This is a genomic window from Streptacidiphilus sp. EB129 (assembly GCF_041262645.1).
GTDB lineage: Bacteria > Actinomycetota > Actinomycetes > Streptomycetales > Streptomycetaceae > Streptacidiphilus.
In genome coordinates, this window is sequence record NZ_JBGCCS010000001.1 from 102,756 (window position 1) to 128,872 (window position 26,117).

The 26,117-nt window shown below is 70.4% G+C and carries 26 protein-coding genes; 10 read left to right on the forward strand and 16 right to left on the reverse strand.

Features of this window, described 5'->3' with window-relative positions; all coding sequences use genetic code 11:
* Nucleotides 1-38: 38 nt before the first annotated feature.
* Nucleotides 39-938 carry a zinc metalloprotease HtpX gene (gene htpX, locus ABH925_RS00540; protein WP_370144489.1) on the reverse strand — a complete coding sequence of 300 codons (900 nt, stop codon included), beginning with the start codon at nucleotides 936-938 and terminating at the stop codon, nucleotides 39-41.
* A gap of 235 nt (nucleotides 939-1,173) precedes the next feature.
* On the opposite strand from htpX, the gene ABH925_RS00545 reads away from it, so the two are divergent.
* Both ABH925_RS00545 and ABH925_RS00550 read left to right on the forward strand, forming a co-directional pair.
* Entirely contained in the window at nucleotides 1,174-3,639 is a 2,466-nt protein-coding gene (locus ABH925_RS00545; RefSeq protein ID WP_370144491.1) for an RICIN domain-containing protein, read from the forward strand.
* Between the two features lie 229 nt (nucleotides 3,640-3,868).
* A complete protein-coding gene (locus tag ABH925_RS00550; protein ID WP_370144923.1) occupies nucleotides 3,869-4,432 on the forward strand; it encodes an N-acetyltransferase family protein in 564 nt (187 codons plus the stop codon).
* A gap of 284 nt (nucleotides 4,433-4,716) precedes the next feature.
* Here ABH925_RS00550 and ABH925_RS00555 read toward each other — a convergent pair whose 3' ends face one another.
* The 3 genes from ABH925_RS00555 to ABH925_RS00565 form a co-directional block, all read right to left on the reverse strand.
* Nucleotides 4,717-5,193 carry an NUDIX hydrolase gene (locus ABH925_RS00555; RefSeq protein WP_370144493.1) on the reverse strand — a complete coding sequence of 159 codons (477 nt, stop codon included), beginning with the start codon at nucleotides 5,191-5,193 and terminating at the stop codon, nucleotides 4,717-4,719.
* A gap of 128 nt (nucleotides 5,194-5,321) precedes the next feature.
* Complete coding sequence (locus ABH925_RS00560) at nucleotides 5,322-6,140, reverse strand: class I SAM-dependent methyltransferase (RefSeq protein ID WP_370144495.1); 819 nt, start codon at nucleotides 6,138-6,140, stop codon at nucleotides 5,322-5,324.
* Nucleotides 6,137-7,510 (reverse strand): helix-turn-helix transcriptional regulator, encoded by a 1,374-nt coding sequence (locus ABH925_RS00565; protein WP_370144497.1) that lies wholly within the window; start codon nucleotides 7,508-7,510, stop codon nucleotides 6,137-6,139. The genes ABH925_RS00560 and ABH925_RS00565 overlap by 4 nt, the downstream gene beginning before the upstream one ends.
* A 511-nt stretch (nucleotides 7,511-8,021) precedes the next feature.
* On the opposite strand from ABH925_RS00565, the gene ABH925_RS00570 reads away from it, so the two are divergent.
* From ABH925_RS00570 to ABH925_RS00585, 4 genes are read left to right on the forward strand one after another with little or no spacing between them, the layout of a single operon-like run.
* A complete protein-coding gene (locus ABH925_RS00570; RefSeq protein ID WP_370144499.1) occupies nucleotides 8,022-8,162 on the forward strand; it encodes a hypothetical protein in 141 nt (46 codons plus the stop codon).
* 11 nt (nucleotides 8,163-8,173) lie between these two features.
* Nucleotides 8,174-9,361 carry a cupin domain-containing protein gene (locus tag ABH925_RS00575; protein WP_370144501.1) on the forward strand — a complete coding sequence of 396 codons (1,188 nt, stop codon included), beginning with the start codon at nucleotides 8,174-8,176 and terminating at the stop codon, nucleotides 9,359-9,361.
* Entirely contained in the window at nucleotides 9,358-10,254 is an 897-nt protein-coding gene (locus ABH925_RS00580; protein ID WP_370144503.1) for an aldo/keto reductase, read from the forward strand. The genes ABH925_RS00575 and ABH925_RS00580 overlap by 4 nt, the downstream gene beginning before the upstream one ends.
* Nucleotides 10,238-11,095 carry a hypothetical protein gene (locus ABH925_RS00585; RefSeq protein WP_370144505.1) on the forward strand — a complete coding sequence of 286 codons (858 nt, stop codon included), beginning with the start codon at nucleotides 10,238-10,240 and terminating at the stop codon, nucleotides 11,093-11,095. Before ABH925_RS00580 ends, ABH925_RS00585 begins: the two co-directional genes overlap by 17 nt.
* A 227-nt stretch (nucleotides 11,096-11,322) precedes the next feature.
* On the opposite strand, the gene ABH925_RS00590 is transcribed toward ABH925_RS00585, so the two are convergent.
* A complete protein-coding gene (locus ABH925_RS00590; RefSeq protein ID WP_370144507.1) occupies nucleotides 11,323-12,135 on the reverse strand; it encodes an SAM-dependent methyltransferase in 813 nt (270 codons plus the stop codon).
* Between the two features lie 65 nt (nucleotides 12,136-12,200).
* Complete coding sequence (locus ABH925_RS00595) at nucleotides 12,201-13,415, reverse strand: SpoIIE family protein phosphatase (protein WP_370144509.1); 1,215 nt, start codon at nucleotides 13,413-13,415, stop codon at nucleotides 12,201-12,203.
* A 199-nt stretch (nucleotides 13,416-13,614) separates the two neighbouring features.
* Between ABH925_RS00595 and ABH925_RS00600 the strand changes: the two genes are divergently transcribed.
* On the forward strand, nucleotides 13,615-14,274 hold the full coding sequence (locus ABH925_RS00600; protein ID WP_370144511.1) for a DUF6629 family protein: 660 nt from the start codon (nucleotides 13,615-13,617) through the stop codon (nucleotides 14,272-14,274).
* Between the two features lie 97 nt (nucleotides 14,275-14,371).
* Here ABH925_RS00600 and ABH925_RS00605 read toward each other — a convergent pair whose 3' ends face one another.
* Nucleotides 14,372-14,995 (reverse strand): disulfide bond formation protein DsbA, encoded by a 624-nt coding sequence (locus ABH925_RS00605; protein WP_370144513.1) that lies wholly within the window; start codon nucleotides 14,993-14,995, stop codon nucleotides 14,372-14,374.
* A gap of 145 nt (nucleotides 14,996-15,140) precedes the next feature.
* Here ABH925_RS00605 and ABH925_RS00610 point away from each other — a divergent pair, with 145 nt between their 5' ends.
* From ABH925_RS00610 to ABH925_RS00620, 3 genes are all read left to right on the forward strand, one after another.
* Complete coding sequence (locus ABH925_RS00610) at nucleotides 15,141-15,566, forward strand: helix-turn-helix transcriptional regulator (protein ID WP_370144515.1); 426 nt, start codon at nucleotides 15,141-15,143, stop codon at nucleotides 15,564-15,566.
* Between the two features lie 5 nt (nucleotides 15,567-15,571).
* On the forward strand, nucleotides 15,572-15,988 hold the full coding sequence (locus ABH925_RS00615; RefSeq protein WP_370144517.1) for a VOC family protein: 417 nt from the start codon (nucleotides 15,572-15,574) through the stop codon (nucleotides 15,986-15,988).
* Between the two features lie 138 nt (nucleotides 15,989-16,126).
* Nucleotides 16,127-17,443: a hypothetical protein gene (locus tag ABH925_RS00620; RefSeq protein ID WP_370144519.1), complete on the forward strand. Its 1,317-nt coding sequence runs from the start codon at nucleotides 16,127-16,129 to the stop codon at nucleotides 17,441-17,443.
* A gap of 95 nt (nucleotides 17,444-17,538) precedes the next feature.
* On the opposite strand, the gene ABH925_RS00625 is transcribed toward ABH925_RS00620, so the two are convergent.
* The 9 genes from ABH925_RS00625 to ureA form a co-directional block, all read right to left on the reverse strand.
* Complete coding sequence (locus ABH925_RS00625; RefSeq protein ID WP_370144521.1) at nucleotides 17,539-18,873, reverse strand: ammonium transporter; 1,335 nt, start codon at nucleotides 18,871-18,873, stop codon at nucleotides 17,539-17,541.
* Nucleotides 18,870-20,240 (reverse strand): ammonium transporter, encoded by a 1,371-nt coding sequence (locus ABH925_RS00630; protein ID WP_370144522.1) that lies wholly within the window; start codon nucleotides 20,238-20,240, stop codon nucleotides 18,870-18,872. Before ABH925_RS00630 ends, ABH925_RS00625 begins: the two co-directional genes overlap by 4 nt.
* Nucleotides 20,241-20,348: 108 nt before the next feature.
* Nucleotides 20,349-21,290: an urease accessory protein UreD gene (locus ABH925_RS00635; protein ID WP_370144924.1), complete on the reverse strand. Its 942-nt coding sequence runs from the start codon at nucleotides 21,288-21,290 to the stop codon at nucleotides 20,349-20,351.
* A gap of 149 nt (nucleotides 21,291-21,439) precedes the next feature.
* A complete protein-coding gene (gene ureG, locus ABH925_RS00640; RefSeq protein WP_370144523.1) occupies nucleotides 21,440-22,060 on the reverse strand; it encodes an urease accessory protein UreG in 621 nt (206 codons plus the stop codon).
* A gap of 28 nt (nucleotides 22,061-22,088) precedes the next feature.
* Nucleotides 22,089-22,832: an urease accessory protein UreF gene (locus ABH925_RS00645; RefSeq protein WP_370144524.1), complete on the reverse strand. Its 744-nt coding sequence runs from the start codon at nucleotides 22,830-22,832 to the stop codon at nucleotides 22,089-22,091.
* A complete protein-coding gene (ureC, locus tag ABH925_RS00650) occupies nucleotides 22,829-24,553 on the reverse strand; it encodes an urease subunit alpha (protein ID WP_370144525.1) in 1,725 nt (574 codons plus the stop codon). The genes ABH925_RS00645 and ureC overlap by 4 nt, the downstream gene beginning before the upstream one ends.
* Nucleotides 24,553-25,017 carry an urease subunit beta gene (locus tag ABH925_RS00655; RefSeq protein WP_370144526.1) on the reverse strand — a complete coding sequence of 155 codons (465 nt, stop codon included), beginning with the start codon at nucleotides 25,015-25,017 and terminating at the stop codon, nucleotides 24,553-24,555. Before ABH925_RS00655 ends, ureC begins: the two co-directional genes overlap by 1 nt.
* 25 nt (nucleotides 25,018-25,042) lie before the next feature.
* Nucleotides 25,043-25,780 carry a sirohydrochlorin chelatase gene (locus tag ABH925_RS00660; RefSeq protein WP_370144527.1) on the reverse strand — a complete coding sequence of 246 codons (738 nt, stop codon included), beginning with the start codon at nucleotides 25,778-25,780 and terminating at the stop codon, nucleotides 25,043-25,045.
* Nucleotides 25,781-26,116: an urease subunit gamma gene (gene ureA, locus ABH925_RS00665; RefSeq protein WP_370144529.1), complete on the reverse strand. Its 336-nt coding sequence runs from the start codon at nucleotides 26,114-26,116 to the stop codon at nucleotides 25,781-25,783. It abuts the gene before it with no gap.
* Between the last annotated feature and the right edge of the window lies 1 nt (nucleotide 26,117).

Sequence of the window (26,117 nt, forward strand, 5' to 3'; positions counted from 1 at the left end):
CCGCAGGCCTCAGCGGTTGGCTCCGGCTGCCCGCCGGGCTATTCGCTCTGGCCCAACTGCGCGCTGATCTTCGCCAGTTGCTCCAGCCGGCGCTCCAGGCTGGGGTGGGTGGAGAACAGGTGGCTGAGGCTGGACCCCGCGCCGAGGGCGGGAGCGAAGAAGAAGGCGTTGAAGCTCTCCGCGGTGCGCAGGTCGCGGCTGGGGATCTTGGCGATGTCCCCGCTGACCTTGGTGAGCGCCGAGGCCAGCGCCGAGGGGTGGCCGGTCAGCAGCGCGGCGGAGCGGTCGGCCGCCAGTTCCCGGTACCGGGACAGGGCCCGCACCAGCAGGAAGCCCAGGACGTAGACGGCCGCGGAGACGGCCATCACCCCGATCATGATGATCGCGGTGTTCTGGTCCCGGCGACCCCGGAACATCCCGGAGTAGAGGGTGAAACGGACCATCAGCCCGGCCAGCACGCCCAGGAACGACGCGATGGTGATCACCGCGACGTCGCGGTGCGCGACATGCGAGAGCTCGTGCGCCAGCACCGCCTCCAGCTCCTCCGGTTCCAGCCGGCGCAGCAGCCCGGTGGTCACGCAGAGCACGGTGTGGTCGGCGTCGCGTCCGGTGGCGAAGGCGTTGGGGAGGTCGGTGTTGGCGACGGCCAGCCGGGGCTTGGGCATGTCGGCGGTGGCGCAGAGCCGGTCGACCACGCCGTGCAGCTGCGGGTGCTGCTCGGCGCTGACCTCGTGCGCATGCATGGCGAAGAGTGCGACCCGGTCGGAGAACCAGTACTGGGCGACGGCGATGCCGGCCACCAGCACCACCACCACGATCCAGGACTTCAGCAGGACCACCAGCGCGGCGATGAAGCCGACGTAGAGCAGCCCGAGGAGGAACATCGTGGCCAGCATGCGTGCGGTGAGCTGCCGGTCGGGGCGGAATCGGGTGGGCATGGCGGACATCCTCGGGTCGGACGGGTGGTGCTGCACCTCCACGGTCCCTCTCCACCACAGCCAAAGCAAGGGGCGCGGCGAGCCGGTAAGTCTCTTGTCATGCACGACTCTTGACCCCGTGTGCGGTCCTCCCTACTGTTCACTTTTGATGAGTTGAGTTTGTTTCCAACTGAACAGCGCGCTAAATCCCCCATGGACGACCGTCCCGGCCGCCGCCACCCCACTGGGAGCCGCCTTGCACGCCACGCCGCCACCCTCCACGCCCTTCAACCCCCTCTCCCTGCGCACAGCGGTCCTCGCCGCTCTCGCCCTCTGCCTCGCCCTGGTCTACCCGGGCGTCTCGCCCGCGAAGGCGGCCACCGCCGCCGTCAGCACCGCGATCACCGTCAACGGCGCCAGTGGCGGCCGTACCTTCGACGGCATCGGGGCGATCAGTGGCGGCGGGGGCAACTCGCGGCTGCTCTTCGACTACCCCGAACCGCAGCGCAGCCAGATCCTGGACTATCTGTTCAAGCCCGGCTACGGCGCTGACCTGCAGATCCTCAAGGTCGAGATCGGCGGCGACACCAACTCCACCGACGGCGCCGAGTCCAGCATCGAGCACACCAAGGGCACCGTCGACTGCTCCAACGGCTACGAGTGGTGGCTGATGGAACAGGCCAAGGCGCGCAATCCCGGCATCAAGCTGTACGGACTGTCCTGGGGCGCGCCCGGCTGGGTCGGCAACGGCAACTTCTGGTCCCAGGACATGGTGGACTACCTGATGTCCTGGATGGGCTGCGCCAAGCAGCACAGCCTGAGCATCGACTACCTCGGCGGCTGGAACGAGCGCGGCTACAACGCCTCCTGGTACGAGAACCTGCACTCCACCCTCGCCGCCAAGGGCTACGGCAGCACCAAGGTGGTCGGCGCCGACAGCGACTGGTCCATCGCCACCGCCATGCGCAGCGACAGCGCGCTGAACTCCGCCGTCGACATCGTCGGCACCCACTACCCCTGCGGCTACATGTCCAGCATGACCAGCTGCAGCACCACCTCCGACGCGCTGGCCACCGGCAAGCAGCTGTGGGCCAGTGAGAACGGCTCCGAGGACGCCGACACCGGCGCCGCCCCGATGGCCCGGGCCATCAACCGGGGCTACCTGGACGCCAAGATGACCGCGTTCATCAACTGGCCGCTGGTCGCCTCGATCTACCAGAACCTGGGCTTCAACACGATGGGCCTGGTGACGGCCAATCAACCCTGGTCCGGCTCCTACACGGTGGGCCGCAGCCTGTGGGCGACCGCGCAGACCACCCAGTTCACCGCGCCCGGCTGGCAGTACCTGGACTCCTCCTCCGGCTACCTCGGCGACAACCGCGCCAACGGCAGCTACGTCAGCTACCGCAGCCCGGACAAGAGCGCCTGGAGCACCGTCTTCGAGACCATGGACGCGTCGGCGGCGCAGACGGTCACCCTGCAGGTGAGTGGCGGTCTCCCGGCCGGTGCGCTGCACGTCTGGTCCACCGACTTCTCCAGCAACTCCGCCACCGGGCACCTGGTGCCGGGTGCCGACCTGACCGCGAGCGGCGGGACGTACTCGCTGACCCTGCAGCCGGGCCACATCTACACCGTGACCACCACCACCGGCCAGGGCGCCGGCAGCGCCGCGAGCCCGCAGCGGTCGGTGCTGCAACTCCCGTACAGCGACAGCCTGACCGGGACCGCGACCGGGCAGGAGGCGCGCTACTTCTCGTCGATGAACGGCGCCTTCGAGACCGAGCCCTGCGCCGGCGGCCGCAGCGGCAACTGCCTGCAGCAGCAAGCGTTGCAGACGCCGATCCGGTGGACCAACGAGTCCTCCGACCAGCCGTACACCACCATGGGCGACCTCAGCTGGTCCGACTACACGGTCTCCTCGGACGTGCTGCTGCAGCAGCCGGGATCGGTCGAACTGCTCGGCCGGGTGGGCACCCAGGGCCGCAACAACAACGGCCTCAACGCCTACCATCTGCGGGTCTCCGACACCGGGGCCTGGTCCCTGCTGAAGAGCGACACCAGCTGGGTCTGGACCACCCTGGCCAGCGGCACCACCACCGCGCTCGGCACCGACAGCTGGCACCGGCTGGGCCTGTCCTTCCAGGGCAGTTCCATCACCGCCACCCTGGACGGGGTCACCCTGGGCTCGGTGACCGACGGCAGCTACGCCTCGGGCCAGGTCGCGCTGGGCACCGCCGGCTACTACGGCGCCCAGTACAGCAACCTGAGCATCACCCCGGGCAGCACCGCCCCGCTGGACGGCACCTACCGCCTGGTCAACGCCAACAGCAGCCAGGTCATGGACGCCTCCGGCAACGGGACGGCCGACGGCACCCCGATCATCCAGTGGCCGTCCAACGGTGGCGCCAACCAGCAGTGGAAGCTCACCTCGACCGGTGACGGCTACTACACGGTGACCGGAGTCGGCAGCGGCAAGGCACTGGACGTCCCCAACCAGACCGCTGTCGCGGGCACCCAGCTCGACCTGTGGACCGCCAACGGCGGCACCAACCAGCAGTGGCTGGTCGTCCCGGCCGGCGGCGGCACCTACACGCTGGAGTCCCGCTCGGACGCCGAACTGGTGGACGTCAGCGGCGCGTCGCTGACCATGGGCGCCTCGGTGATCCAGTGGCCCGCCAACGGCGGCGCCAACCAGCGCTGGCAGCTGGTCAAGACCGGCTGACCCCGCGCACCGCACCCCACCCGAACCCTGACGGGGCGTAACGCCCAACCCCGCGTGGCGCTGACCCCACCGGCCGGCGCCACGCTGCGGGGCGGGGGCCGGAGCGGCCGTCACGCCGCGCTGGAGCTGGGAGCGTGGGTCAGGAGCGCGGCTCGGTCTCGGCTGGTGCTGGGGTGGAGAGCTTCTGGTGAGACGCGCCCCGGTTAGGCTGCTGGTCATGACTACAGCCATGACCAGCAGCGGGACCGGTGAACCCGTCACTGTCGACGCGACGGGCCTGACGTCCCACCCGGACCTCTGGGCCCGGTTTGTGGTGTCGGCCCATCAGATCCTGGCGGATCTGGTCCGCAGCGGTGCCGCACTTGGCTGGGTGCAACCCCCCTCGCCCGACGAGGTGGCAGAGCTCCTCGACCATGTCGTCTCCGCGGTGCACGCCGGCGATGCGGCTCTGCGTGCCGCCTACGTCGACCGTCGGCTGGTCGGACTGGGGTACTGGCTGCGCTACGTACGACCGACCCATCGTCCGCACGCCGACCTGGAGAAGATCGCGGTGGACGCTGCCGCCCACGGTCGCGGCATCGGTCGGGCACTCGCCGCCGACTTGATCGCTGACGCCCGGCGGGCGGGAATCGAGGTCCTTACCCTGGACGCCCGTGGCGACAACAGCAACGCGCTGCACCTCTACCGGTCACTGGGCTTCAGCGAGTACGGCCGTCTGCCCGACTTCGTCGCCGTCGGCACCCGCCGCTTCGACAAGGTCTTCTACATGCTGGACCTCCGCACGGGGCGGTGACCCGTGCAAAGGCCTGACGGGCAGGACTCCAGCCATCGCCGCACAGGTCCCAACAGCGCCACCGACCGATCCCATCGATCACGATCAGCTGGCCGCTTGCCCGACACGGACCCACACTCCTGGTCGAATGATCCACGGCGGCGGATCAGCCCGTCGTAGCACTGAGCAGTGGCGGTGCCTGCCACCGCTACGCCGCAGATCGTTCGCTCCGTCGGGACAGTCCTCGACCGGGTGGGCCACTCCGTGCGATAGCGCTTCATGCCGGCCTGGACAGGTGTTGCCGGCTATTGGAGGTGCGGCAGTGCGTCGCCGTCGAGGTAGTGCTCGATCCGCTGACGCATCGACCGGTCCATCTCCAGTCGGTCGACGGCTTCCGCCGCGACCCAACGGACTTCGCTGGACTCGCTGCTCGTCGTGGGCTCGCCGGCTAGGGGACGGCCGGTGAGAACGATGGAGAACTCCTGCCGGACCTCGTCATTGCTGGTGTAGTGGATCACGTGGTTCGGGTCGGTGTAGATGCCGACGAGTCCGGTGATCTCGCAGGTGATGCCCGTCTCTTCGGCTGTCTCGCGCACGGCTGCCTCGCTCATGGATTCCCCGAGGTCGATCGCGCCACCAGGGACGGCCCAGTTGCCGTTGTCCGTTCGGCGAATCATGAGGATGCGCCCTTGCTCGTCGTTGACGATGACATTGACCGCGGGGACTCGGCTGTTAGCAGCTGGTGCCTTCGGGTCGCCGTGGTAGTCGATCCTGCTCGCCATGGCGGAATCATAGGGGCCGAACAGGGCTTCCCTCACGTGCCGCACACGCCGGTGACCACGAGATTCAGCCGCATCTGCGTACCTGCCTCCGGAGCGGCCGTCACGCCGCGCTGGAACCAATCAGAAATCTATGATCGACAGACGAATATCCCCCCAAGGCATGCGATCTTGAATGAACCCTCGTCCGCAATGATGGCGGCAACAATCTCAGCCGCTCGGCCGATGGTTTCATGGAAAGGCACACCACACTGCTCAGCCCATGCCTCGTAGGAGGCAAGGTGAGCGACGATCGGTCCTGGGTCTGTGACCTCGATGGCGCCAGGCAGCTGTCGCACTCGGATGTCCTTGAACGCCACAGCGAGATAGCCGGGGGCCTTCTCCAGAGAGAAACGCGAGCTGAGGGAGACGCGCGCCGGTCCATCAGTGATTCCCAGGACATCGCCTGCGGCCCTCATCCAGAGCTGGTCGAGTTCGCGCTTGTCGGTGTCACTATTGGTCGAGGCGATGAGCACGCCACCGGGCCGAAGGACGCGGGCCAACTCCTCCATCGTGGCATCGATATCTCCGACGTGGTACAGCATGTGCAGGGCCAGCACAGCGCCTGCGCTATCGTCAGCGAAAGGCAGGGCCTGGGCATCGGCGACCAGGACCGGCTTCTCGACCTCAGCGAGGATGCCAGCAGAGATATCCATCCCGACAATCTGAAGGTCTGGACGATCCCTACGCAGGCGGCTGACGAACCTGCCGTTGCCGCAGCCGATGTCGAACACGGTCCCGCTGGTTCCGGCCAGTTCCTCCACGACGATCCCCGGCAGGTCGTACTGCGGCTGCTGCCAGCGGTAGATCGACTGGCGGGCAGCCAGGTAGCGCCCGTCGGCGTAGGCGCTGTTCGCGAGGATCGTCCTGTCGGCGACTGCGGCGTCCTGCTGCGCGGTGTTGCTCGTCACTTGGCTGGCTCCGGAGGGTTCGTGAGTGCGGGTCGAGAGCAGGCTTCTCGGACATTCTCACGGAGACTCAGGACGAGCGGGGAGCCCGCGTAGGCGGGCTGGGCGAGACGGCTGCTGAGCGCTTGCAGTCGAGTGGAGATGCTCGCTGTTCTCCGGCCCGGTGCGGCGTCCAGGACGATCGAGAGGTTCGCTTGCACGGCGTCGAGGTCTCCGTGGGCGAGGTGGGCGTTGGAGAGGTCGAGCCGCGCGGCCAGTAGGTCGCCGGAAGACTGCTCCTGCTGTGGAGCGGACTCGTACAGGGCGATGGCCTTGGACGACACCTCGATAGCGCGATTCACGTGTGCCCGACTGCCCAGCGCCAGGAGGGTGGTGCCGGCATAGGTCCACTGCTTGGCTTCGGGGAAGGTGAACACGCCGGGCAGGTCCACGACGCAGGCGGCTGCACTTTGTGCTGCCGCCGCTGCCGATACAGCTCGTAGCGCGTTCGCGCTGTCACCAAATGCTGCGGCAGCTCGGGCTTCAAGACTGAACAGACGGGCTGCGATAGTCCCGCCGTCGGCGTAGAGCTGTCCGCTTCGGGCCAGCTCGGCGGCTTGGCGGTGATCCTGCTGCCAGTAGGCGATCAAGGACTGGACGGATCTGATCCAGGCCCGAAGGCCGTTGTGACCGGCTGACTCTGCGCAGCGCCACGCTGTTCGTGAGTGGGTGGCCGCAGCTGTGTACTGGCCGAGGTCGAGGGCCACGTGGGTTGCCAGGCCGCACAAACGTCCGGCCTGAAGGTATAGGTGGCATGCCTGGTAGGGATGTTGACGGCCCTGGAGTAACTCGAACACGCCGCGCCGGAGCGCTCCGATCTCCCGGAAGAGCTCGGACAGGGGCTTACTGACGAAGTCCGTCGCCAGCCTGGCGATGTCCGCGTCGATCTGCTCCAGCAGCGTGTCGTCCACGTTGGAGGCGCTCGCGAAGTGGAGGAAGAGGGCAGACTCTGCGGAGTCGGCTGCCACCGCTGCGGTGATGTCGTTGTCCGGGTCGGCGCGTCGTTCAGCCCGTGCGGGCGGGGCCTCTGCTCTGCCGCCGATGGAGAGCGAATCCGTTCCGAGGGTTGCCGGCGGTGCTGCCAGCAGGTTGGCCAACCGCTCGACCGAGCATTTCAGCGCGTGCGCGAGTTTCGGTCGCATCCAGGGCTGCGGGGTCCCTCTCCCACTCTCCCAGCGCCCCACGGTCGTACGGTCCACCTGGAGGGCTTCAGCCAGGGACTCCTGGGTGTGGCCGACGGCCTCCCTGCGCTGGATGAGCTGGTGCCGCTTGGGTCCCATCCCCGCCCTCTCGTGACGCGCCGGTTCGTCCGTAGTCGTAACAGGCCAGGCCATGCCTGGGTTTGCGGCACAGATGCCTCATTGCTGCATCAATTCTGCTCTGGTTCACCAGCATGGGAGGCGGTTCTCTAGAGACCTGCCGGGTGAATCTCGGCGCGGATCGGCCCGCCGCCGACCTCGTTCCGGTGAAGGGTCCGCACTCATGTCCGTCGCCAGTCGCAACGCCCCCGCACCAGCCCCGCTCGGCTTTCGGAGCCGGATCCGGCTGGCAAGAGGCTCTGGTTCGAGGTCGGCACGGCTGCGGCGGTGTACGGGGACGAGCGACTCACCACGCTGGTGAGAGCCGCTGCCCCCAGGGCCCGGCACGCCACGCCGGCCAGCACCTGACAAGGCTTCCTCCCAGTCCAGTTCGGGCCTGGGAGGGATTCAGGTGGCCGCACTGGTCGAAAGCCGAGCGGCCTAGCCACCTGAGGTTCGATGCCAGGTTCGCCTGGCGCCGATACATCTCTGCACCCACGAGGGGCTGGACCTTCGGTCCACTCCCATGATTCCGAGGGAGGACTTCATGCCCGAGAACATGACGAGCAGCACCGAGTCGGAGGGCGACGGTCTCCTGGTCGCCCGCGCGAAGGTCCCCGCGGCCCGCGCACGCGGGGAGCAGCCGTCGGACGGCGGTTCCACCGGCCGTACCGACACCAACGACTGACGGCTGCGTTGATGACCGCCGAGCAGTTCTCGGTGGTTGAGCGTCTGGACGGGGATGACTTCCTCGCCCAGACGCTCGGCCGTAGCTTCAAGGTCGTACGCGGCGACGCCGCGTCACTCGCCGGACTGATGGGCTGGGATGACCTCAACACCCTCCTGACCCACCACCGGTTCGAACCCCCTCGCTTCCGACTCGCCGCTGGTGGGGAACAGGTGCCGGCGCACATGTACTCGCGCGCCATGGTCACCCGGCGGAGCACAGTCTGGAACCAGCTCCAGCCCGGCGAACTGCACAAGCGGCTCGCCGAAGGAGCCACACTGGTCCTGGACGCCGTCGACGAACTCCACCCGGAAATTGGTGCTCTGGCCGGCCAACTGGAGCGCTGGCTGCGAACCGGCGTGCAGGTCAACCTGTACGCCTCCTGGACCAGCACCGAAGGCTTTGGAGTCCACTGGGACGATCACGACGTGGTGGTCGTCCAGCTCGACGGCGCGAAGCGCTGGCGCATCTACGGACCGACGCGCACCGCGCCCATGCACCGCGACGTCGACATGCCCGATCCGCCGCCGGACGAAGCCGTGGCCGACTTGGTCCTCACCGCTGGCGACGTGCTCTACCTGCCCCGGGGCTGGTGGCACGCCGTCGCCGCCTCCGTGGGCCAGCACTCGCTGCACGTCACGTGCGGGCTGCAGAGCACGACGGGCGCTGACCTGCTCACCTGGTTGTCGGAGGTCTTGCGCTCCCACGACGCCGTCCGGGCTGAGATTCCGCGCTTCGGGACTGCTGAGGCGCAACGCGCCTTCCTCGAAACGATCGGCAAACTCGTCGCGACTGAACTGGAGAGCGCCGACCTGATCGCTCGCTTCTCCGCCGCTCGCGACGCCACCGAGCGGGCCAGGCTGGTTCCGTCGCTGCCGTACATCACGGTGGCTCCGCCGGATGCGGAGCTGCGGGTGCGTCTTGTCACCACGCGGTCCGCGCTCGCGGCCGGCCCGGAGGGCACCGTACGGCTGGTCACGGGTGGAGAGGAGTGGACGTTCGCGGCCAAGGCCCAACCGATGCTCGCGCTCCTCACCGACGGGGAGAGTCACCGGCTGGCCGATCTCGCAGAGGCCGCCGGCGTCACGCTCACGCAGGCGGCCGGCGTCGTGACGGAGCTGGTTGACGGGCAGGTCGTTGCTGTCAGGGGTGGGCAGTGACCGCACGGCTGGGGCTGGGCACCTACCGCTGCCTCGATGTCGCCGAGGCAGCGCTGATCGCCGCCTCCTGCGGGGCCGACTGGGTCGACACGGCGCCCAACTACGAGAATGGCCGGGCGGAGACATCGCTCGCTCCCGTCCTGGCCGTCTATCCGCACCTGCAAGTCTCCACGAAGGTCGGCTTCGTCGCTCCCAGCGCCAGACGCATCGGCGTCCGCGCCGGGGCGCTGTCTCCCGATGATGCCGCGCGCGGCCACTGCCTCACCCCGGACTACATCGCTTGGCAGGTCGCCCGGAGCAAGCGGATGCTCGGCCGCACACCTGACCTGGTGTTCCTGCACAATCCGGAACACGGCTGCCGGGAGCGCGAAATCGCCGACCGGATCTACACCGCCGTCCTTGCTCTGGAGGAGGCGTGCAGCCAACAGATCATCAAGGCCTACGGGGTGGCGACCTGGCGAGGCTTCAGCAGCGAGCTCTTCGACGTGGCCACTCTGCTCGAACAGGCGACCAAGGCTGGCGGCTCGCAGCACCACCTACGGGCCGTCCAGCTCCCCGTCTCTCTCGTTCACCTCGCGCCGGTCGCCCAGGCCCTCGACGGGCACGGCGTGCTGGCCGAAGCCCTGGAAGCAGGACTGGAGGTGTTGGCCTCCGCCCCACTGCACGGCGGTGAGGTCCCGGGCATGGTCACCCGCGAGCTGTCCGACCTGATTAGCCCAGGAAGCACACCCGCCCAGGCAGCCCTAATCGTTACCGCTTCAGCCCCCGGGGTGAAACGCGTACTCCTGTCGACGGGAAACCCGGAACACTGGAGGCAGGCCGCCGACGCCGTCGCCCGGCCGTCGTTGTCGCTGGACGGGCTGCAAAGGATCACGGATGTACTCGGAACCTGAGCCGGAGATTGCCGAGCGGATGCGTGGGATGCACACCAGCGCAGCGGCAGCGCTCCAGGCGACGCCTAAAAGCTCTCGTGAGGCGTGGGGTTGGCGCGGCCGCACGCTCAGCCGACCGGTGGCCGCGTCATCCGGTGACGGCTGGCTCCGCGTGGTGTCCGCCCCGGCCGACAAGGCTGGCGGCAAGCTCTGGGAGGGACCGCAGGAGGCAGAGCGCTTCATGCCTCCTGCGGTCCCCCGCCCACGCCTACGGGCACGGCTTACATGGACCGAGGGCGGGTACGGCTACCTGGCGGAGCTGTACGACAAGGTCACCGCCCGCACCGTTACCACCCACGAGCCCATCCTGCGGGCGGCTCCGAACCTGGACGCCGCTTGGTGGGATGGTCTCAGCAGCGCGCTCGACGCCATCGCCGCCGTGCCCACTGGCCGAGTGGCTGTCCGCCAGGAGTACCTGGACAGGGCCATGCCGCTGTACCTGGGCATGCCCATCGACACCACTGCCCCTGCCTGGTCGACCGCCCACGGCGATCTGCACTGGGCCAACCTCACCAGTCCCGGACTGACCCTGCTCGACTGGGAAGGCTGGGGACTCGCACCCACCGGCTACGACGCGGCCCTCCTGCATGCTTACAGTCTGCTCGTTCCCGAAACAGCCGCCAAGATCCGTCACCACCTCGGACACGTCCTTGACACCCCGCACGGGCGATTCGCTGAGCTGGTGGTCATCACCGAGCTGCTGCAGACCACCACTCGTGGCGACAATCTCGAGCTGGAGGGACCATTGCGCACGCGGCTCGCGTGTTTGACGGGACGGTCCGAATCCGGCCAGGTGGCGTAGGCAGCCCGGCCAGGTTGCCTACGTCCGACTTCTCTAGCTGATGAGTCCGCTGTCAGTGGCGGCGACCAGTTGCGACCAGCCTCCAGAAGGCCAAAGCTGCGGTTCATCCGGGGCGGTGCACGGAGCTCTCGGTCAGCTTTCAACCGACGGCCCTGCCTTACACGGGCGCAGGGGCACGGACGAAACAAGCCGTCCCGCGCCCCACGCTTCCGCTTCGGGGGCCGTGCTCAGAGCTTGCGGGCGACGGCGCAGATCTGGGGGAGGGGCTCGGTCGGGCCTGGGCCGTCCTCGGGGTCGGGGCGCCACTGGGAGCAGTAGACGATGCCGGGGTCGACCAGCTCGAAGCCCTCCAGCAGGACCGCGATGTCGTCCAGCGAGCGCAGCTTCATCGGCGCCACGGTGCGCGAGTACTGCTCCGCCGCCTGGCCGACGCGTTCGGCCTGCTGCTCCCGGCGCGCACCGTGCGAGAGGGCCAGGTAGCTGCCGGAAGGCAGGGCGTCGCGGTAGGCGGCGACCAGCGCGGCCGCCTCGTCGTCGTCCGGGACGAAGTGCAGCACCGCGCTCATCAGCACCGCCATCGGCTCACCCAGGCCGAGCAGCAGCAGCCGGTCCACCTCCGGGTCCGCCAGCACCGCGGCCGGGTCGCGCAGGTCGCCCGGGACCATCAGCGCGCGGTCGTTGCCGGCCAGCATCTCCCGGCTGTGGGCGACCGCGACCGGGTCGTTGTCGACGTAGACCACCCGCGAGGTGGGGGCGACCGCCTGGGCGATCTCGTGCACATTGCCGACCGTGGGGATGCCCGAGCCCAGGTCGAGGAAGTTCCGGATGCCGGCCTCGGCCAGGAACCGCACCGAACGCCGCAGCCAGGCCCGGTTGACCCGCATGATGTCGGGCAGCTCCGGCATCATCTCCACGACCGGCTTGGCCGCCTCCCGGTCGGCCGGGAAGTTGTGGTTGCCGCCGAGGTAGAAGTCGTAGATCCGGGCGATGCTGGGTCTGTTGGGATCGACGTCCTCGGGGATCCACGTCTGCTCGGTCATGGTGTCCTCTCTGCGGGCTCACGGTGTTTGACTGGCTGCGCGCTGCGGACCGGCTACGGGCCGTCCTACTGGGCGTCCTGCGGGCCGGGGTCGAGCTCGAACCAGACGATCTTCCCGGTGTCGGTGCGGTTGGTGCCCCAGCGCCGCGCCAGGGTGCTGACCATGGACAGGCCGCGACCGGACTCGCTCAGCGCATGTGTGGTGCGCGGCACCGGCAGGGTGTGGCAGTCGTCGTGGACCTCGCAGGTCAGCGTGTCGGTGTAGAGCAGCCGCAGGCTGATCGGGCGGGAGGCGAACCGGACGCTGTTCCCGATCAGCTCGCTGACCAGCAGCTCGGCGACGGGGGAGAGGTGTGCCAGGGACCAGCGGTCCAGCGCGCGCCGCAGCAGTCGCCGAGCCTGGCCGGCCGCGCGCGGGGCGGGCTCCAGGGTCCAGTGTGCGACGTTGCGGGCCGGGATGCCGTGGAAGCGGGCCATCAGCAGCGCGGCGTCGTCCCCGCGTGCGACCGGGTCCAGCGCGTCCAGGACGGCCACGCAGGCCCGTTCCAGCGGGACCTGCTGGCTGGGCAGGGCGCCGCGCAGCAGCTCCAGGCCCTCGGAGATGTCGCGCTTCGGCGTCTCCACCAGGCCGTCCGTGAACAGCACCAGGGTGTCGCCGTCGGCAATGTCGAACTCGACCGAGTCGAACGCGTGTCCGCCGACGCCGATCGGCACGCCGGTGGGTATGTCCAGCAGCCGTCCCGGCTCCCCGGGACGGGCCAGTACCGGCGGCAGATGGCCGGCGTTGGCGAGCGTGCAGCGGCCGCTGACCGGGTCGTAGACGGCGTAGAGGCAGGTGGCCAGGTGGGTGTCGGAGAGCCGGCGGGCAGCCTCGTCCAGGTGCCGCAGCAGTTCGTGCGGCGGCAGGCCCAGGAAGGCCAGGGTCTGCACGGCGGTCCGAAGCTGGCCCATCATCGCGGCCGAGGCCACCCCGTGGCCCATCACGTCCCCGACCACCAGGCCTATCCGCTTGCCCGGCAGCACCATGGCGTCGAACCAGTCGCCGCCGACCTGGATGTCGTCGTTGCTGGGCAGGTACCGGTAGGCGAGCTCGACGCCCGGCAGCCGGGTCGGCAACTGCGGCAGCAGGCTGCGCTGCAGGGCCGCCGCGAGCTCCAGGACCGATTCGGCGTGCCGGGAGGCCCCCGGCTCGTCGCCGGGGTCGGTGGGACGGGTGTGGTGTTGCGCCGAGTGTTTCGGGGATGCGGTGGCCGCGCCGGATCCCGGGAACAGCTCTAGCATTGCCGAACTCCTCCCAGCCGAGTCCCGCTTCATGGTTCGTTCCCTGCACTCTACTGAGGTCACCGGCCTCACCGGGAGCCGGATGGTGCACTCTGGCAGCTCAGGGAACTGTATGTCATGAAGATGTCACAGCGGGACACCGGATCGGCAGGGGGGTCGGTTCCCGGCCGGGCGGCCGGACGGCGGTTAACGTGGGCCGGTGTGCTGGAGTTCGACGGCCGACCTCGTCGCGGGCGGCGCGGTCGCCGTCGTCGGCGCCGCCGCTCTGCCGAGAGTGCGTCGGATCGGCGAACTCCCTTTGGCAGCACTGCCGTTACTGCTGGGGCTGCACCAGCTGACCGAGGCCGTGGTGTGGCTGGGCGCGGAGGGAGGGACCGGTCCCGCCGAGGCGGCTGCCGCGCGGATGCTGTGGGCGGCGATCGCCTACCCGGTGCTCCCGCTCTACCTCCCGCTGGCCGTGCTCGCGGCCGCCGCCCCGGCCCGCCGGCCGGCCCTGCTGGTCTTCGTCCTGGTGGGCGCCCTGACCTCGGCCGCACTGGCCTGGGACCTGGCGCACGCCGCGCCGGACGCCCGGATCGCCGGCCACACGCTGCGCTACGGCGTGGGCGTCGGCCGACCGCTGCTGGTGGGCGCGGGCTACCTGCTGGCGACGGTGGGCGCGCTGCTCGCCAGTGGGCAGCGGGGGATCCGCCTCCTCGGGGTGGTCACCGGGGTCGGCGCACTGCTGTGCCTGCTGCTGTGGCAGGCCGCGTTCGTCTCCACCTGGTGCGCCCTGGCGGCCGTGTCGAGCGTGCTGGTGCTGCGCTGGGTCAGCGGCCTGCGCCGGAACGGCGACCCGGGCGTCGATCCGGGTGGGTGATCCGGGCGGCGACCCGGATCGGCACCCGGGCGGCGGTTAGGGCAGCCCTGCGGCCGGGGCCCGGACGGCGGCGCCCGGCCGGGTCGGGGACGCCGGGTCAGGGACGGGTGTCCGGGCGGACATCGCGGCCCCGCTTGATCTCGTAGAAACCGGGGGTCCCGGCGACCAGTAGCACGCCGTCCCAGAGCCGTCCGGCGTCCTCCCCCTTGGGGGTCGGGGTGACCACCGGCCCGAAGAAGGCGATGGTGCTGCCGTCGGGGCCGGGGACGTGCAGGGCGGGGGTGCCCAGGTCCTCGCCGACCGGGTCCAGGCCGGCGTGGTGACTGATGCTCAGCGCCTCGTCGTAGTCGGTGGACGCGGCCGCGGCGGCCAGTTCCTCGGGCAGCCCGACCTCGCGCAGTGCGGCGGTGTAGAGGTCGCGGTCGAGCGGCGCCCTGTGGTGGTGGATCCGGGTCCCGAGCGCGGTGTAGAGGTCGCGCAGCACCTCGGAGCCGAACTTCTGCTCGGCCGCGATGCACACCCGGACCGGCCCCCAGGCGGTGTCCAGCCACTCCCGGTACCAGGGTTCCAGGCCCTCGCGGCCCTCGTTCAGCAGTGCCAGGCTCATCACGTGGAACCGCACCTCGACGTCGCGTACCCGCTCGACCTCGTGCAGCCAACGGGAGTTGATCCAGGCCCAGGGGCACTTCGGGTCGAACCACATGTCGACGGTGGTGGTCATGATGCTGTCTCCTCAGGGGTTCCGCGGTGCTGGTGTCCTTGCCTCCGAGTACTACGGTAGAGGAGTAAAGAACCGCCCAGAAGGTCCATTCGGAGCCGGAATCAGTGGGCCAATTTCGACCGGCCGGAGATGGGAGGATGGTGGGGTGACTCTCCCGGATCTCGTTCGGCTGCGCCAGGTGCGCGACCTGATGGACCGCGACTACGCGGAACCGCTCGACCTGGCCTCGCTGGCCCAGGCCGCGCTGATGTCCTCGGGGCACTTCTCCCGCAGTTTCCGGTCCGCCTTCGGCGAGACCCCCTACAGCTATCTGATGACCCGGCGGATCGAGCGCGCCAAGACGCTGCTGCGGCGCGGGGACATGACCGTCACCGAGGTCTGCATGGCGGTCGGCTGCACCTCGCTCGGGTCGTTCAGCTCGCGGTTCACCGAGCTGGTCGGGGAGACCCCCAGCGCGTACCGGGCCCGTGGGCACGAGCAGGGCCGGGGGATCCCGGCCTGCTACGTGAAGATCATGACCAGACCGGTCAGGAATCGAGAAGCCGGGAGCACCGCTCCGCCGGTACCGTGAGTCGCATGGATCTCAAGCTGTCGCACTGCTTCCTGGCCGTCGACGACCACGACAAGGCCGTGGCCTTCTACCGTGACGTGCTCGGATTCGAGGTACGCAACGACGTCGGGTTCGAGGGCATGCGCTGGGTCACCGTGGGTGCGCCGTCGCAGCCGGACGTCGACATCGTGCTGGAGCCGCCGGCGGCCAGCCCGGACATCTCCCCGGCCGACCGCCAGGCGATCGCCGAACTGATGGCCAAGGGCATGCTGGGCCGCCTGGTGATCGCCACCGACGACTGCGACGCCACCTACAAGCAGATCCACGCCTCCGGGGCCGAGGCGATCCAGGAGCCGATGGACCAGCCCTACGGCGTACGGGACTGCGCCTTCCGCGACCCGGCCGGAAACATGCTCCGCTTCACCCAGGCCCGACCGCGCTGAGGACGGCACTTCCGTCCCACTCTTACCTGTGTCAGCACTGTGGTCTCTCGGCTGTTCGCCTTTCGGCCACGTGCCCGCCACTGCGGGCTGGAAGAACTTGGGTCCTCCGCTCAGACCATCTCCTGTTCGAGGACCCTGATGACTATTCGTCCGACAGCGTCGCGCCGCGTTCTGGCCGCCGCGAGTGTCTCCCTGCTCGCCTCCGGCGCCGTGTTCGGCGCGGCGTCCGCGGCCCTCGCCGCGACCGGTGCGCAGAGCGCCGTCACGGTGCCGTCCGGCTTCGCCGTGCGTCAGCTCGCCACCGCCCCGGCCGGGCAGTCCAGCCCGGACGACATCACCCGGCTCGGCGACCACCTGTTCGTCACCTACCAGAACGGCATCGGCCCCGACGGGAAGCCCGGCCCGTCCGGTGCGACCAAGAGCACCGTGGTCGAGTACACGATGACCGGCCAGCAGGTCGCGTCCTGGTCCATCACCGGCAAGGTCGACGGCTTGGGCGCGGACGCGGACGGCAACCGGGTGTTCGCCTCGGTGAACGAGGACGCCAACTCCAGCCTCTACGTGATCACCCCCGGTGCCGCCGGTGCCGCGCAGCTCACGCACTACGCCTACCAGGGCCTGACCCACGGCGGCGGGACCGACAGCATCCTGGTCGATGGCACCACGGTCTACGTCACCGCCTCCAACCCGGCCGCCGACGCCGACGGCAAGACTTACAGCAAGCCCGCCCTCTACACGGCGAAGCTCACGGCCGGCGCCCACGGCAAGGACGGCAGCGCCACCCTGACCCCGGTGCTCGCCGACAACGCGTCCGCCACCGACGTCGTCACCGGCAAGAAGACCACGCTGAACCTGTCCGACCCGGACTCCAGCGAGCTGGTCCCCTCGTCGGTGCCCGGCCTCGGCGGCACCCTGCTGCTGGACAGTCAGGGCGACAAGCAGCTGGTCTTCCTCAAGCACGGCGCCGACCCCAAGGTGCTGAACCTGACCACCCAGGTCGACGACACCGCGTTCGCCACCAACACCACCGGCACGCTCTACGTGGTCGACTCCTCGACCAACCGGCTGCTGGCCGTGACCGGGCACTTCACCGTGGGCGAGGCGTTCACCGCGGTGCCCAACGACTCCGACACCCTGCCGGGGACGCTGGGCCGGCTCGACCTGGCCACCGGCAAGGTCTCCGCCTTCGCCGCGATGGGCTCGCCCAAGGGCCTGCTGTTCGTCGACGACCCCCTCCCGGCCGCCGGTTCGCCCTCGACGGCCCCCTCGGCGGCGTCCTCGGCCACCGGCTCCGGCTCCACCCCGGCCTCGGCGTCCGCGTCCGGCCCGGCGCTGGCCGAGACCGGTGGCGGCAGCGGTACCGGCACGATGGCCGGCCTGGCCGCCGGCGTGATCGTGCTGGGCGCCGGCGCGGTGGTCGTCAGCCGTCGCCGGTCCGCCGCGCGTCACAGCTGATCCACCGTCACTCTCCTTGCGGGGGCCGGAACGAGTAACGGGCGGGGGTTCCCCATGGGGAACCCCCGCCCGCGCCGGGCTGGTCGCCGTGGCGACTAGTCGTCGGCCTTGAGCATCCGGCGGACCTGTTCGAGCACCGCGCCGGCGTCCGGCTCGTCGTCGGCGAGCGGGTCGCCAACACCGCGCAGGGCGTCCGCGATCTCCTTGAACTGGGCGTCCCAGTCGTTCTGGTAGACCTGCTCGCGCTCCTCGGTACCGCTGGGCTGGCGCAGTCCCACGGTCAGGTCGACGACCTTGCCGATGGCGGCCGTCATCGCGAACGAGAACAGGCCGACCACCAGCACCGCGACCAGCTGCTTGCCGAGCAGATCCCAGGAACCGCCGTAGAACAGGCCCTTCTTACCGGTCATCAGACCGGTCGCGGCGAGACCGGCCATCACCATGCCGAACAGCCCGCCCCAGCCGTGGATGCCGACCACGTCCAGGGTGTCGTCCACCCCGAAGCGGTACTTCCAGCTGATGGCGAAGGCGCAGGTCAGACCGGCCAGGAAGCCGATGACCGCGGCCCACACCGGGGTCACGTCGCCGGCCGCGGGGGTCATCGCGACCATGCCGGTGACCGCGCCCATGCTCATGTCCAGCAGGCCGACCCGCCGGGTGCGCCAGTAGCTGGTCACCGCCCAGCCGGCCATCGCCGCGCCGGCCGCCATCTGGGTGTTGACGAAGCCCATCGCGGCCGCGCCCGGAACGCCCAGCGAGGAGCCGGTGTTGAACCCGAACCAGCCGAACCACAGCAGGGCCAGGCCGATGACGACCAGAGGCAGGTTGTGCGGACGGATCGGCTGCCGGTCGAAGTCCTTGCGCTTGCCCGCGACCAGCGCCAGCGCCAGTCCGGCCGCGCCGGAGCCCAGCTCGACCACGGTGCCGCCGGAGAAGTCGACCGCGCCGATCTGCTTGGCGACGAAGCCGTCCGGCGAGAACACCCAGTGCGCCATCGGCACGTAGACCAGCAGGGTCCAGGCGGCGACGAAGGCGATCCAGCCGCGCATCCGGGCCCGGCCCGCGATCGAGCCGCTGATCAGCGCCACGGTGACGATCGCGAAGGACATGTGGAACACCGAGAAGATCACGGTGGGGGTGTCCCCGGTGCGGCTGTTCAGCCCCACACCCGACATGAAGGCGTGGTCCAGGGTGCCGATCACGCCGAGCCCGCCGGCGTCGCCGCCGAAGGCCAGCGAGTAGCCGACGGTGAACCAGATGATGCTGACCACGGCCACGCAGACGAAGCACATCTTGAGCATGGCGATGACCTGACCGGTCTTCACCATCCCGCCGTAGAAGAAGGCCAGCCCCGGTGCCATCAGCAGCACCATGGCCGCCGCCATCATCAGCCAGGCGGAGTCGCCCGTGTCGAACAGCCCGGGAGTCACTTCTCCTGCTCCCGTCGCCGCAGCACCTCGCGGAGCTCGGCCAGCAGTTCGGCGTCCGTGCCGGCGCCGGTGTCGCGCTCGGCACTGGCGCCGACGGTCACCGGGACCCGGGCCTCGGACAGCCGCTTGCGGATCTCGGCGATGGTCTCGTCGTCGTAGGCCTGCTCCTCCTCCTGGCCGGGGACGTCCTCGTACTCCTCGGCGGCCCGGAAGCCGACGGTCTTCTCCACGGCCTTGGCGATCAGCCAGGTGACGCCGAAGGAGAACGCACCGCAGGCGACCACCGCGACGGCCTGCCGCCACAGCAGGTCCACCCCGCCCCCGTAGAACAGGCCCTTCTTGCCGCTCATCTGGGCGGTGGCGAACAGACCGATGGCCAGCACGCCGACGATGCCGCCCCAGCCGTGCACGCCGACCACGTCGAGGGTGTCGTCGTAGCGCATCTTGTACTTCAGGTTGATGGCGAAGGCGCAGACCACACCGGCGACGAAGCCGATGACCAGGGCGCCGCCGGGGGAGACCTCACCGCAGGCGGGGGTGATCGCGACCATGCCGGCCACGGCCGCCGAGGCCACGCCGAGCATCTCCACGTGGCCGAGCCGCCACTTCTCGATCAGCGGCCAGCCGACCATCGCGCCGCAGGCGGCGAGCTGGGTGTTGAGGAACGCCATCGGGGCGGTGCCGCCGTCCTCCAGCGCGGAACCGGCGTTGAAGCCGAACCAGCCGAACCACAGCAGTGCCAGGCCGACCACGACCAGCGGCAGGTTGTGCGGGCGGATGGTCTCCCGCTCGAAGTCCTTGCGCTTGCGGACCACGATGGCCACGGCGAGCCCGGCCGCGCCGGAGTTCAGCTCCACCGGCAGGCCGCCGGCGAAGTCCAGCGCGCCCAGGTGCGTGGTGACCCAGCCGTCCGGGGCGAACACCCAGTGCGCCATCGGCACGTAGACGAAGAGCGTCCACAGCACCACGAACCACAGCCAGCCGCGCATCGTGGCGCGGCCCGCGATGGAGCCGCTGATCAGGGCGACGGTGATGATGGCGAAGGCCATCTGGAAGCAGGAGAAGACCACGGTGGGGATGGAGCCGTGCAGGCTGTTCATCCCGACGTCGTGCATGAACCAGTGGGCGGGGGTGCCGATCAGGCCCCAGCCGCCGACGTCCTTGCCGAAGGCGAGGCTGTAGCCGATGGCCAGCCAGAGCAGGGTGACCAGGGCCAGGCAGACGAAACTCATCTTCAGCATGACCAGGACGTGCTTGGTCTTGACCATGCCGCCGTAGAAGAAGGCCAGGCCGGGTGTCATCAGCAGCACCATCGCGGTGCTCGCCATGAGCCACGCGGTGTTGCCGGTATCGAGACCGTGGGGCATACGGGTTCTCTCCGTAGAGGTCGGGGGGTGGACAGGGGGATCGGGAGGTGGAGGGTTCGGGGGCGGTGGTTCAGCGGGGAGGGCTCGGAGGGGCGGAGGGTTCGGGGGTCAGGACTTGCGGATCACCGGGGCCGGGACGCCGATCAGCAGGCGCCGCACCGCGTCCCAGGCCCGGCGCACCGCGGCGTTGACGCCGGGGGAGTCAGGACCCAGCACCCGCGCCCAGGCGCCGCAGTCCTGCGGCAGCACGCTGACGCCGAAGCGCAGCCCGCCGTCCCGCAGCGCCTCGTGCAGCACGTCCGCCACCTCGGCGGCCGGGGCCAGCGGGGTGACGGCGTAGAAGGTGGACATCACGTCGTGGCCGGCCAGCACCGCCGGACCGTCGACCCCGCCGGCGGCCGGCTCCAGCCGTACCGTGTCCAGGGCGAGCAGCCGGCCGTCGGGACGGCGCCACTCCAGGTCGGCGGCGAACACCTGGTACGCGTGCCGCTCGCCCCGGGCCAGGCGGCCCGCCGAGACGGTCTCGGACGCCAGCACGGTGGCGCTGGGCGCGGCCGTGATGACGGTGCGCTGGTAGAAGCGCGCGTCGGCGTAGGGGATGGTCGCCTCGGGCAGGTACTCGACGTAGCTGTCCGGGCCGGCGTCCAGGTGCACCAGCTGGGTCGCGTAGTCGGTGTCCATCCGGTGCACCTTGGTGGCGGCCTGGGTGGTCAGGTGCACCGCGGTGCCGGCGCCGCAGCGCAGGTCCATCCGCAGCCGGTCGGCCTGGACGATGCCGCCGCCGGTGGACATCAGGTAGGTGACGGCGAGGTCCGGCCGGGCCGGGTCGAAGTAGAACGGCCGCATGATCTGCAGCGGCGACTTCTGGTACTGGCTGACCAGTTCGGTACGGTCGCCGAGGCGTTCGAAGCGCAGCTCCAGCAGGCCGATCTTGCCGGGCGCGCCGACGCCCAGGGTGTCCGGGCGGCCGGCGTACCGCAGCACCTCGCGGGGCACCCGGGCGGGTTCGTAGTGCGCGGGGGTGAGCCGGTGCGCCCCGGTCGAACCCACGGCAGCCGTCGCCACCGCCGGCGCCGGCGCGGTCGCGATGGGGGGCGCGGCTGTCACCTCCGTGGCGGCCGTCGCGCCCGGGGTGGCGCCGGCGCGGCCGACCTGAGCGGCGGCGACCGGTGCGGGTTCGACCGGGGTGGCGGCCGCGATCACGCGGGCACCCGGCGGTAGGTCTCCAGCAGGTCGGCGACCCGGTCCAGGCCCTCCCCGGTCAGGCTGTTGGTGAGCACCACCGGGCCGCCCTCGCGGACCCGGTGCGCGTCCCCCTCCATCACGGCCAGGTCGGTACGCACGTACTGGGCGATGTCGATCTTGTTGATGACCAGCACGTCGGAGTCGGTGATGCCGGGGCCGCGCTTGCGCGGCATCTTCTCGCCCTCGGCGGTGTCCAGGACGAAGAAGAACATGTCGACCAGCAGCGGGCTGAAGGTCAGCGTCAGGTTGTCGCCGCCCGACTCGTAGAGCAGCGTGTCGACGTCGGGGAAGCGCTCCAGCATCTCCGCGCCGGCCGCCAGGTTCATCGTCGGGTCGTCGCGGACGGCGGTGTGCGGGCAGGCGCCGGTCTCCACGCCCACCACCCGTTCCGGCGCCAGGATGCCGGCCAGGTTGCGCCGGACGTGCTGGGCGTCCTCCTGGGTGTAGATGTCGTTGGTGATCACCGCCGGGCGGCGACCGCGGGCGATCAGCACCGGCACCAGCGCCTCGATCAGCGCGGTCTTGCCCGAGCCCACCGGCCCGCCGATGCCGACCCGCAGCACGTTGTCCGTCATGTCCTGTCTCCCTGCTCCGGTCCGGTCGTCACGACGCGAACATCCGTGCCTCGGCCCGTTCATGACGGCCTGACATCACATCGGCGACCGGGACGCAGCCGCCCAGGTCGGCGAGTTCCCGCCGCAACGCGGCGGCGGTCACCTCCGCGATCACCGGGGCCAGCTCGCGAAGCGTGACCTGGGCCCGGCAGTGGTCGGTCAGCCGCAGCCGCAGCGCGGCGCCGACGAAGTTGGCGGCGAAGCCGAACAGGTCGCTCGCCACGGCGGGCCCGACCGTCACTCCGGCCGCGGCGTAGCAGACCCCGGTCACCACGGCCTGGCTGCCGGGCGTCCGTTTTGCCGTCACCAGCTCGGCGTAGCGGTCGACGGCGGGACGCCCGAGCGCCGCCCGGGCGGTGTCCAGGGTCTGCCGTCCGGTCCTGGTGGACGCCAGCCGCAACTCGCGGTTGAGCTTGGTGGCGTTCAGCCGTTCGTCGACCTCGACCACGGCGTCCCAGTCGCCGGCGGTGACCGCCCGGTGCGCCAGCGCGAGCGCGGTGGCGTCCGAGGGGCCGACGGAGTAACGCAGCAGGTCGGCCAGCAGCACCGGCAGGCTGTCCCGGTCGACGGCCTTGGCCTGGGCGTACCCCTCCAGCCCCTGTGAGAGCGTGTAGCGGCCGCTGGGGAAGGCCGAATCGGTCAGCTGCAGGCCGACCAGCAGCGCGTCCAGCTCCCGCGCGTCCTCGTCCACGGGGATCACGGGGATCACGGCGTTCACGGGTGCGCCGGTCATGCGAGGTAGAAGAGGTGGTTGAGCGGCAGGGTCCGGGCCGGTTCGATGGTGGCCGGGAAGCCGTCCAGGGTGACCCGGTAGGTCTCCGGGTCCACCTCGATCACCGGCGTGGCGTCGTTGCGCACCATGTGCTGCTTGCCGATGGTGCGGCAGTGCCGCACCGGCAGCACCCGGCTGTCCAGGCCGAGCTGCTGCGGGACGCCGAGGTCCACCGCGGCCTGGGACATGAACGACACCCGGGTCGCCGTCCGGGCCTTGCCCATGGCCCCGTACATCGGGCGGTAGTAGATCGGCTGGGTGGTCGGCAGCGACGCGTTGGGGTCGCCCATCAGCGCCCAGTTGATCATTCCGCCCTTGATCACCATCTTGGGCTTGGCGCCGAAGGCGTTGATCGGCCACAGCACGATGTCGGCCAGCTTGCCCGGCTCCAGCGAGCCGATGTGCTCGGCGGTGCCGGAGGCGATGGCCGGGTTGATGGTGAGCTTGGCCAGGTAGCGCAGCACCCGCTGGTTGTCGTTGCGCTCGGAGTCGCCGTCCAGCTTGCCGCGCTGGTCCTTGCAGTGGTGCGCGGTCTGGAAGGCCCGCGCGAAGGACTCGCCGATGCGGCCCATGGCCTGCGAGTCCGAGGAGAAGATGCTGATCACGCCCTCGTCGTGGAGCACCGTCTCGGCGGCGATGGTCTCCACCCGGACCCGGGAGTCGGCGAAGGAGACGTCCTCGGGCACGTTGTGGCTGAGGTGGTGACAGACCATCACCATGTCCAGCAGCTCGTCGACCGAGTTGACCGTGTAGGGGAGGGTCGGGTTGGTCGACGAGGGCAGCACGTTGGGCTCCCCGGCGATCCGCATGATGTCCGGGGCGTGGCCGCCGCCCGCGCCCTCGGTGTGGAAGGTGTGGATGGTGCGGCCGTCGATCGCGGACAGGGTGTCCTCGAAGAAGCCGGACTCGTTGAGGGTGTCGGTGTGGATCGCCACCTGGACGTCGTACTCGTCGGCGACGCGCAGCGCGGTGTCGATGGCGGCGGGGGTGGTGCCCCAGTCCTCGTGGATCTTCAGCCCGCAGACGCCGGCCTCGACCTGCTCGCGCAGCCCCTGCGGCAGCGAGGCGTTGCCCTTGCCCAGCAGCCCGACGTTCACCGGCAGGTCCTCCACCGCCTGGTACATCCGGCCGATGTTCCACGGCCCGGGGGTGCAGGTGGTGCCGTTGGTCCCGTCCGAGGGGCCGGTGCCGCCGCCGATCAGGGTGGTGATGCCGTTGCTCAGGCCCTCCTGGACCTGCTGCGGGGCGATGAAGTGGATGTGGGTGTCGATGCCGCCGGGGGTGGCGATCAGGTGCTCGCCGGAGATCACCTCGGTGCCCGGGCCGATCACCAGCTTCGGGTGCACCCCGCTCTGCAGCCGGGGGTTGCCGGCCTTGCCGACGCCGACGACGAAGCCGTCCCGTACGCCGATGTCGCCCTTGACGATGCCGAGCACCGGGTCCATCACCACGACGTTGGTGATCACCAGGTCCAGCGCGCCCTGCAGTGAGGTCGCCGCCGGGTCCTGGGCCATCCCGTCGCGGATCGCCTTGCCGCCCCCGTACACGGCCTCGTCGCCGTAGTGGCCCTCGTTGTAGTCCTTCTCGACCTCGACGAGGAGATTGGTGTCGGCGAGGTGGAAGCGGTCCCCGACGGTCGGGCCGAAGAGGTCGGTGTACTGCCTGCGGGGGATGACGGCCATCAGAGTCTGCCTTCTCGGACATCGGGGTGGTCTTCGGCGTGCCCGGAGCCCGGGTTCGAAGAGCCGGGGTTCGCGGCCGGCTCGGCGCCGCGTTCGGCGCCCCGGAAGCCGAGTTCGGCGGCGCGGCGCAGGGCGCGCTCGCGGGTGTCGGCGGAGCCGAGGCCGCCGTCGACCAGGCCGCTGAAGCCGACCAGCCGCCGGTTGCCGGCGAACGCGGCCAGCTCGACCTCGCGGGTGTCGCCGGGCTCGAACCGGGCGGCGGTGCCGGAGGGCAGGTCCAGGTGCATGCCGTAGGCGGCGGCCCGGTCGAACTCCAGGGCCCGGTTGGCCTCGAAGAAGTGGTAGTGGGATCCGATCTGCACGGCCCGGTCGCCGGTGTTGCTCACCCGGAGGGTGGCCTTGGCACGTCCGGCGTTGATCTCGATCGGGTCGTCCCCGTAGAGGTAGGCGGCTCCGCCTGACATGGTGACTCCTTCTCTCAGGGGTGGCTCAGGGGTGGCTGTGACTGGGGTCGTGTGAGGGGCCGTGGGTGTGGCCGTGCGCGTCGCCGTACCGGTGCAGGGCATCGGCGATCCCGTCCGTGCCGTGGCCCAGCCGGTGCAGCGCGTCCCGGGTGCGGGCCCGGATCACCCCCGCCACGGCGGGACCGCTGAGCAGCGGACCGCCGTCCTCGGCGCCGGGTACGGCGGCCGGGGCGAAGGTCGCCGGGACGGCGACCACCCGGCGGGCGCCGAGCCTGCGGCAGCGGTCGACGCCCTGGCCGGGCTCCGGGTCGCCGCCGTCGAAGGCCACCTCGACCCAGCGGTGCCGCCCGTACTGGTACACCAGCCGGGCGATCCGGAACAGCTCGGCGTCCGCGTCGCGGTCGGCGGCCGGTCCGGTGAGCAGCAGCGCGGTCGAGTCCGCTGCGCTGTTGCGTACGGCGGCCGCGCGGAGGTAGCCGATCAGGTGCTCGGTCGTCCCGAAGGGGTCGGCCAGCGCGATCCGGCCGGGGGGAACCGAGCGGGCCAGCCAGGCGAGGGTGCGGGCGGTGTCGGCGAGCAGGTGCGGGTCGCGGCCCAGGGACATCGGGACCACGCAGACCGGGCCGGGCCCGGCCAGGGCCTCCTCGACCGCTCGGACCAGCGGTTGCCCGGCGGCCACGGCGCGGCCCTCGTCGGCCCAGGCCCGCAGGTTCCGGCCGTCCGCGCTCTCGTGGCCGCCGACCAGGACCACCGCGGCGGACACTCAGGCGCTCACAGGATTGGCGCTCACAGGATCGGCGCTCACGGGGTCGTGGCAGGAGACCAGCTTGGTGCCGTCCACGAAGGCGGCCTCGATCTGCAGCAGCGGCAGCATCTCGCGGACGCCGGGCATCACCTCGGCGCCGCTCACCACGGTCCGGCCGAGCTCCATGCACTCGGCGACGGTCAGGCCGTCCCTGGCCGCCTCCAGGATCGCCTCGCTGATCAGCGCGACGGCCTCGCTGTAGTTCAGCTTGACGCCCCGGGCGCGGCGTTTGCGGGCCAGTTCGGCCACCACATAGAGATGCAGCTTGTCGATCTCGCGTGGAGACAGGTTCATG

What these genes read in the sequence shown, in the direction of transcription:
- htpX (WP_370144489.1), bottom strand. Translation starts at nt 938, where the DNA reads ATGCCCACCCGATTCCGCCCCGACCGGCAGCTCACCGCACGCATGCTG.
- ABH925_RS00550 (WP_370144923.1), top strand. Translation starts at nt 3,869, where the DNA reads ATGACCAGCAGCGGGACCGGTGAACCCGTCACTGTCGACGCGACGGGC.
- ABH925_RS00555 (WP_370144493.1), bottom strand. Translation starts at nt 5,193, where the DNA reads ATGGCGAGCAGGATCGACTACCACGGCGACCCGAAGGCACCAGCTGCT.
- ABH925_RS00565 (WP_370144497.1), bottom strand. Translation starts at nt 7,510, where the DNA reads ATGGCCTGGCCTGTTACGACTACGGACGAACCGGCGCGTCACGAGAGG.
- ABH925_RS00570 (WP_370144499.1), top strand. Translation starts at nt 8,022, where the DNA reads ATGCCCGAGAACATGACGAGCAGCACCGAGTCGGAGGGCGACGGTCTC.
- ABH925_RS00575 (WP_370144501.1), top strand. Translation starts at nt 8,174, where the DNA reads ATGACCGCCGAGCAGTTCTCGGTGGTTGAGCGTCTGGACGGGGATGAC.
- ABH925_RS00585 (WP_370144505.1), top strand. Translation starts at nt 10,238, where the DNA reads ATGTACTCGGAACCTGAGCCGGAGATTGCCGAGCGGATGCGTGGGATG.
- ABH925_RS00590 (WP_370144507.1), bottom strand. Translation starts at nt 12,135, where the DNA reads ATGACCGAGCAGACGTGGATCCCCGAGGACGTCGATCCCAACAGACCC.
- ABH925_RS00595 (WP_370144509.1), bottom strand. Translation starts at nt 13,415, where the DNA reads ATGCTAGAGCTGTTCCCGGGATCCGGCGCGGCCACCGCATCCCCGAAA.
- ABH925_RS00605 (WP_370144513.1), bottom strand. Translation starts at nt 14,995, where the DNA reads ATGACCACCACCGTCGACATGTGGTTCGACCCGAAGTGCCCCTGGGCC.
- ABH925_RS00615 (WP_370144517.1), top strand. Translation starts at nt 15,572, where the DNA reads ATGGATCTCAAGCTGTCGCACTGCTTCCTGGCCGTCGACGACCACGAC.
- ABH925_RS00620 (WP_370144519.1), top strand. Translation starts at nt 16,127, where the DNA reads ATGACTATTCGTCCGACAGCGTCGCGCCGCGTTCTGGCCGCCGCGAGT.
- ABH925_RS00630 (WP_370144522.1), bottom strand. Translation starts at nt 20,240, where the DNA reads ATGCCCCACGGTCTCGATACCGGCAACACCGCGTGGCTCATGGCGAGC.
- ureG (WP_370144523.1), bottom strand. Translation starts at nt 22,060, where the DNA reads ATGACGGACAACGTGCTGCGGGTCGGCATCGGCGGGCCGGTGGGCTCG.
- ABH925_RS00645 (WP_370144524.1), bottom strand. Translation starts at nt 22,832, where the DNA reads ATGACCGGCGCACCCGTGAACGCCGTGATCCCCGTGATCCCCGTGGAC.
- ureC (WP_370144525.1), bottom strand. Translation starts at nt 24,553, where the DNA reads ATGGCCGTCATCCCCCGCAGGCAGTACACCGACCTCTTCGGCCCGACC.
- ABH925_RS00655 (WP_370144526.1), bottom strand. Translation starts at nt 25,017, where the DNA reads ATGTCAGGCGGAGCCGCCTACCTCTACGGGGACGACCCGATCGAGATC.
- ureA (WP_370144529.1), bottom strand. Translation starts at nt 26,116, where the DNA reads ATGAACCTGTCTCCACGCGAGATCGACAAGCTGCATCTCTATGTGGTG.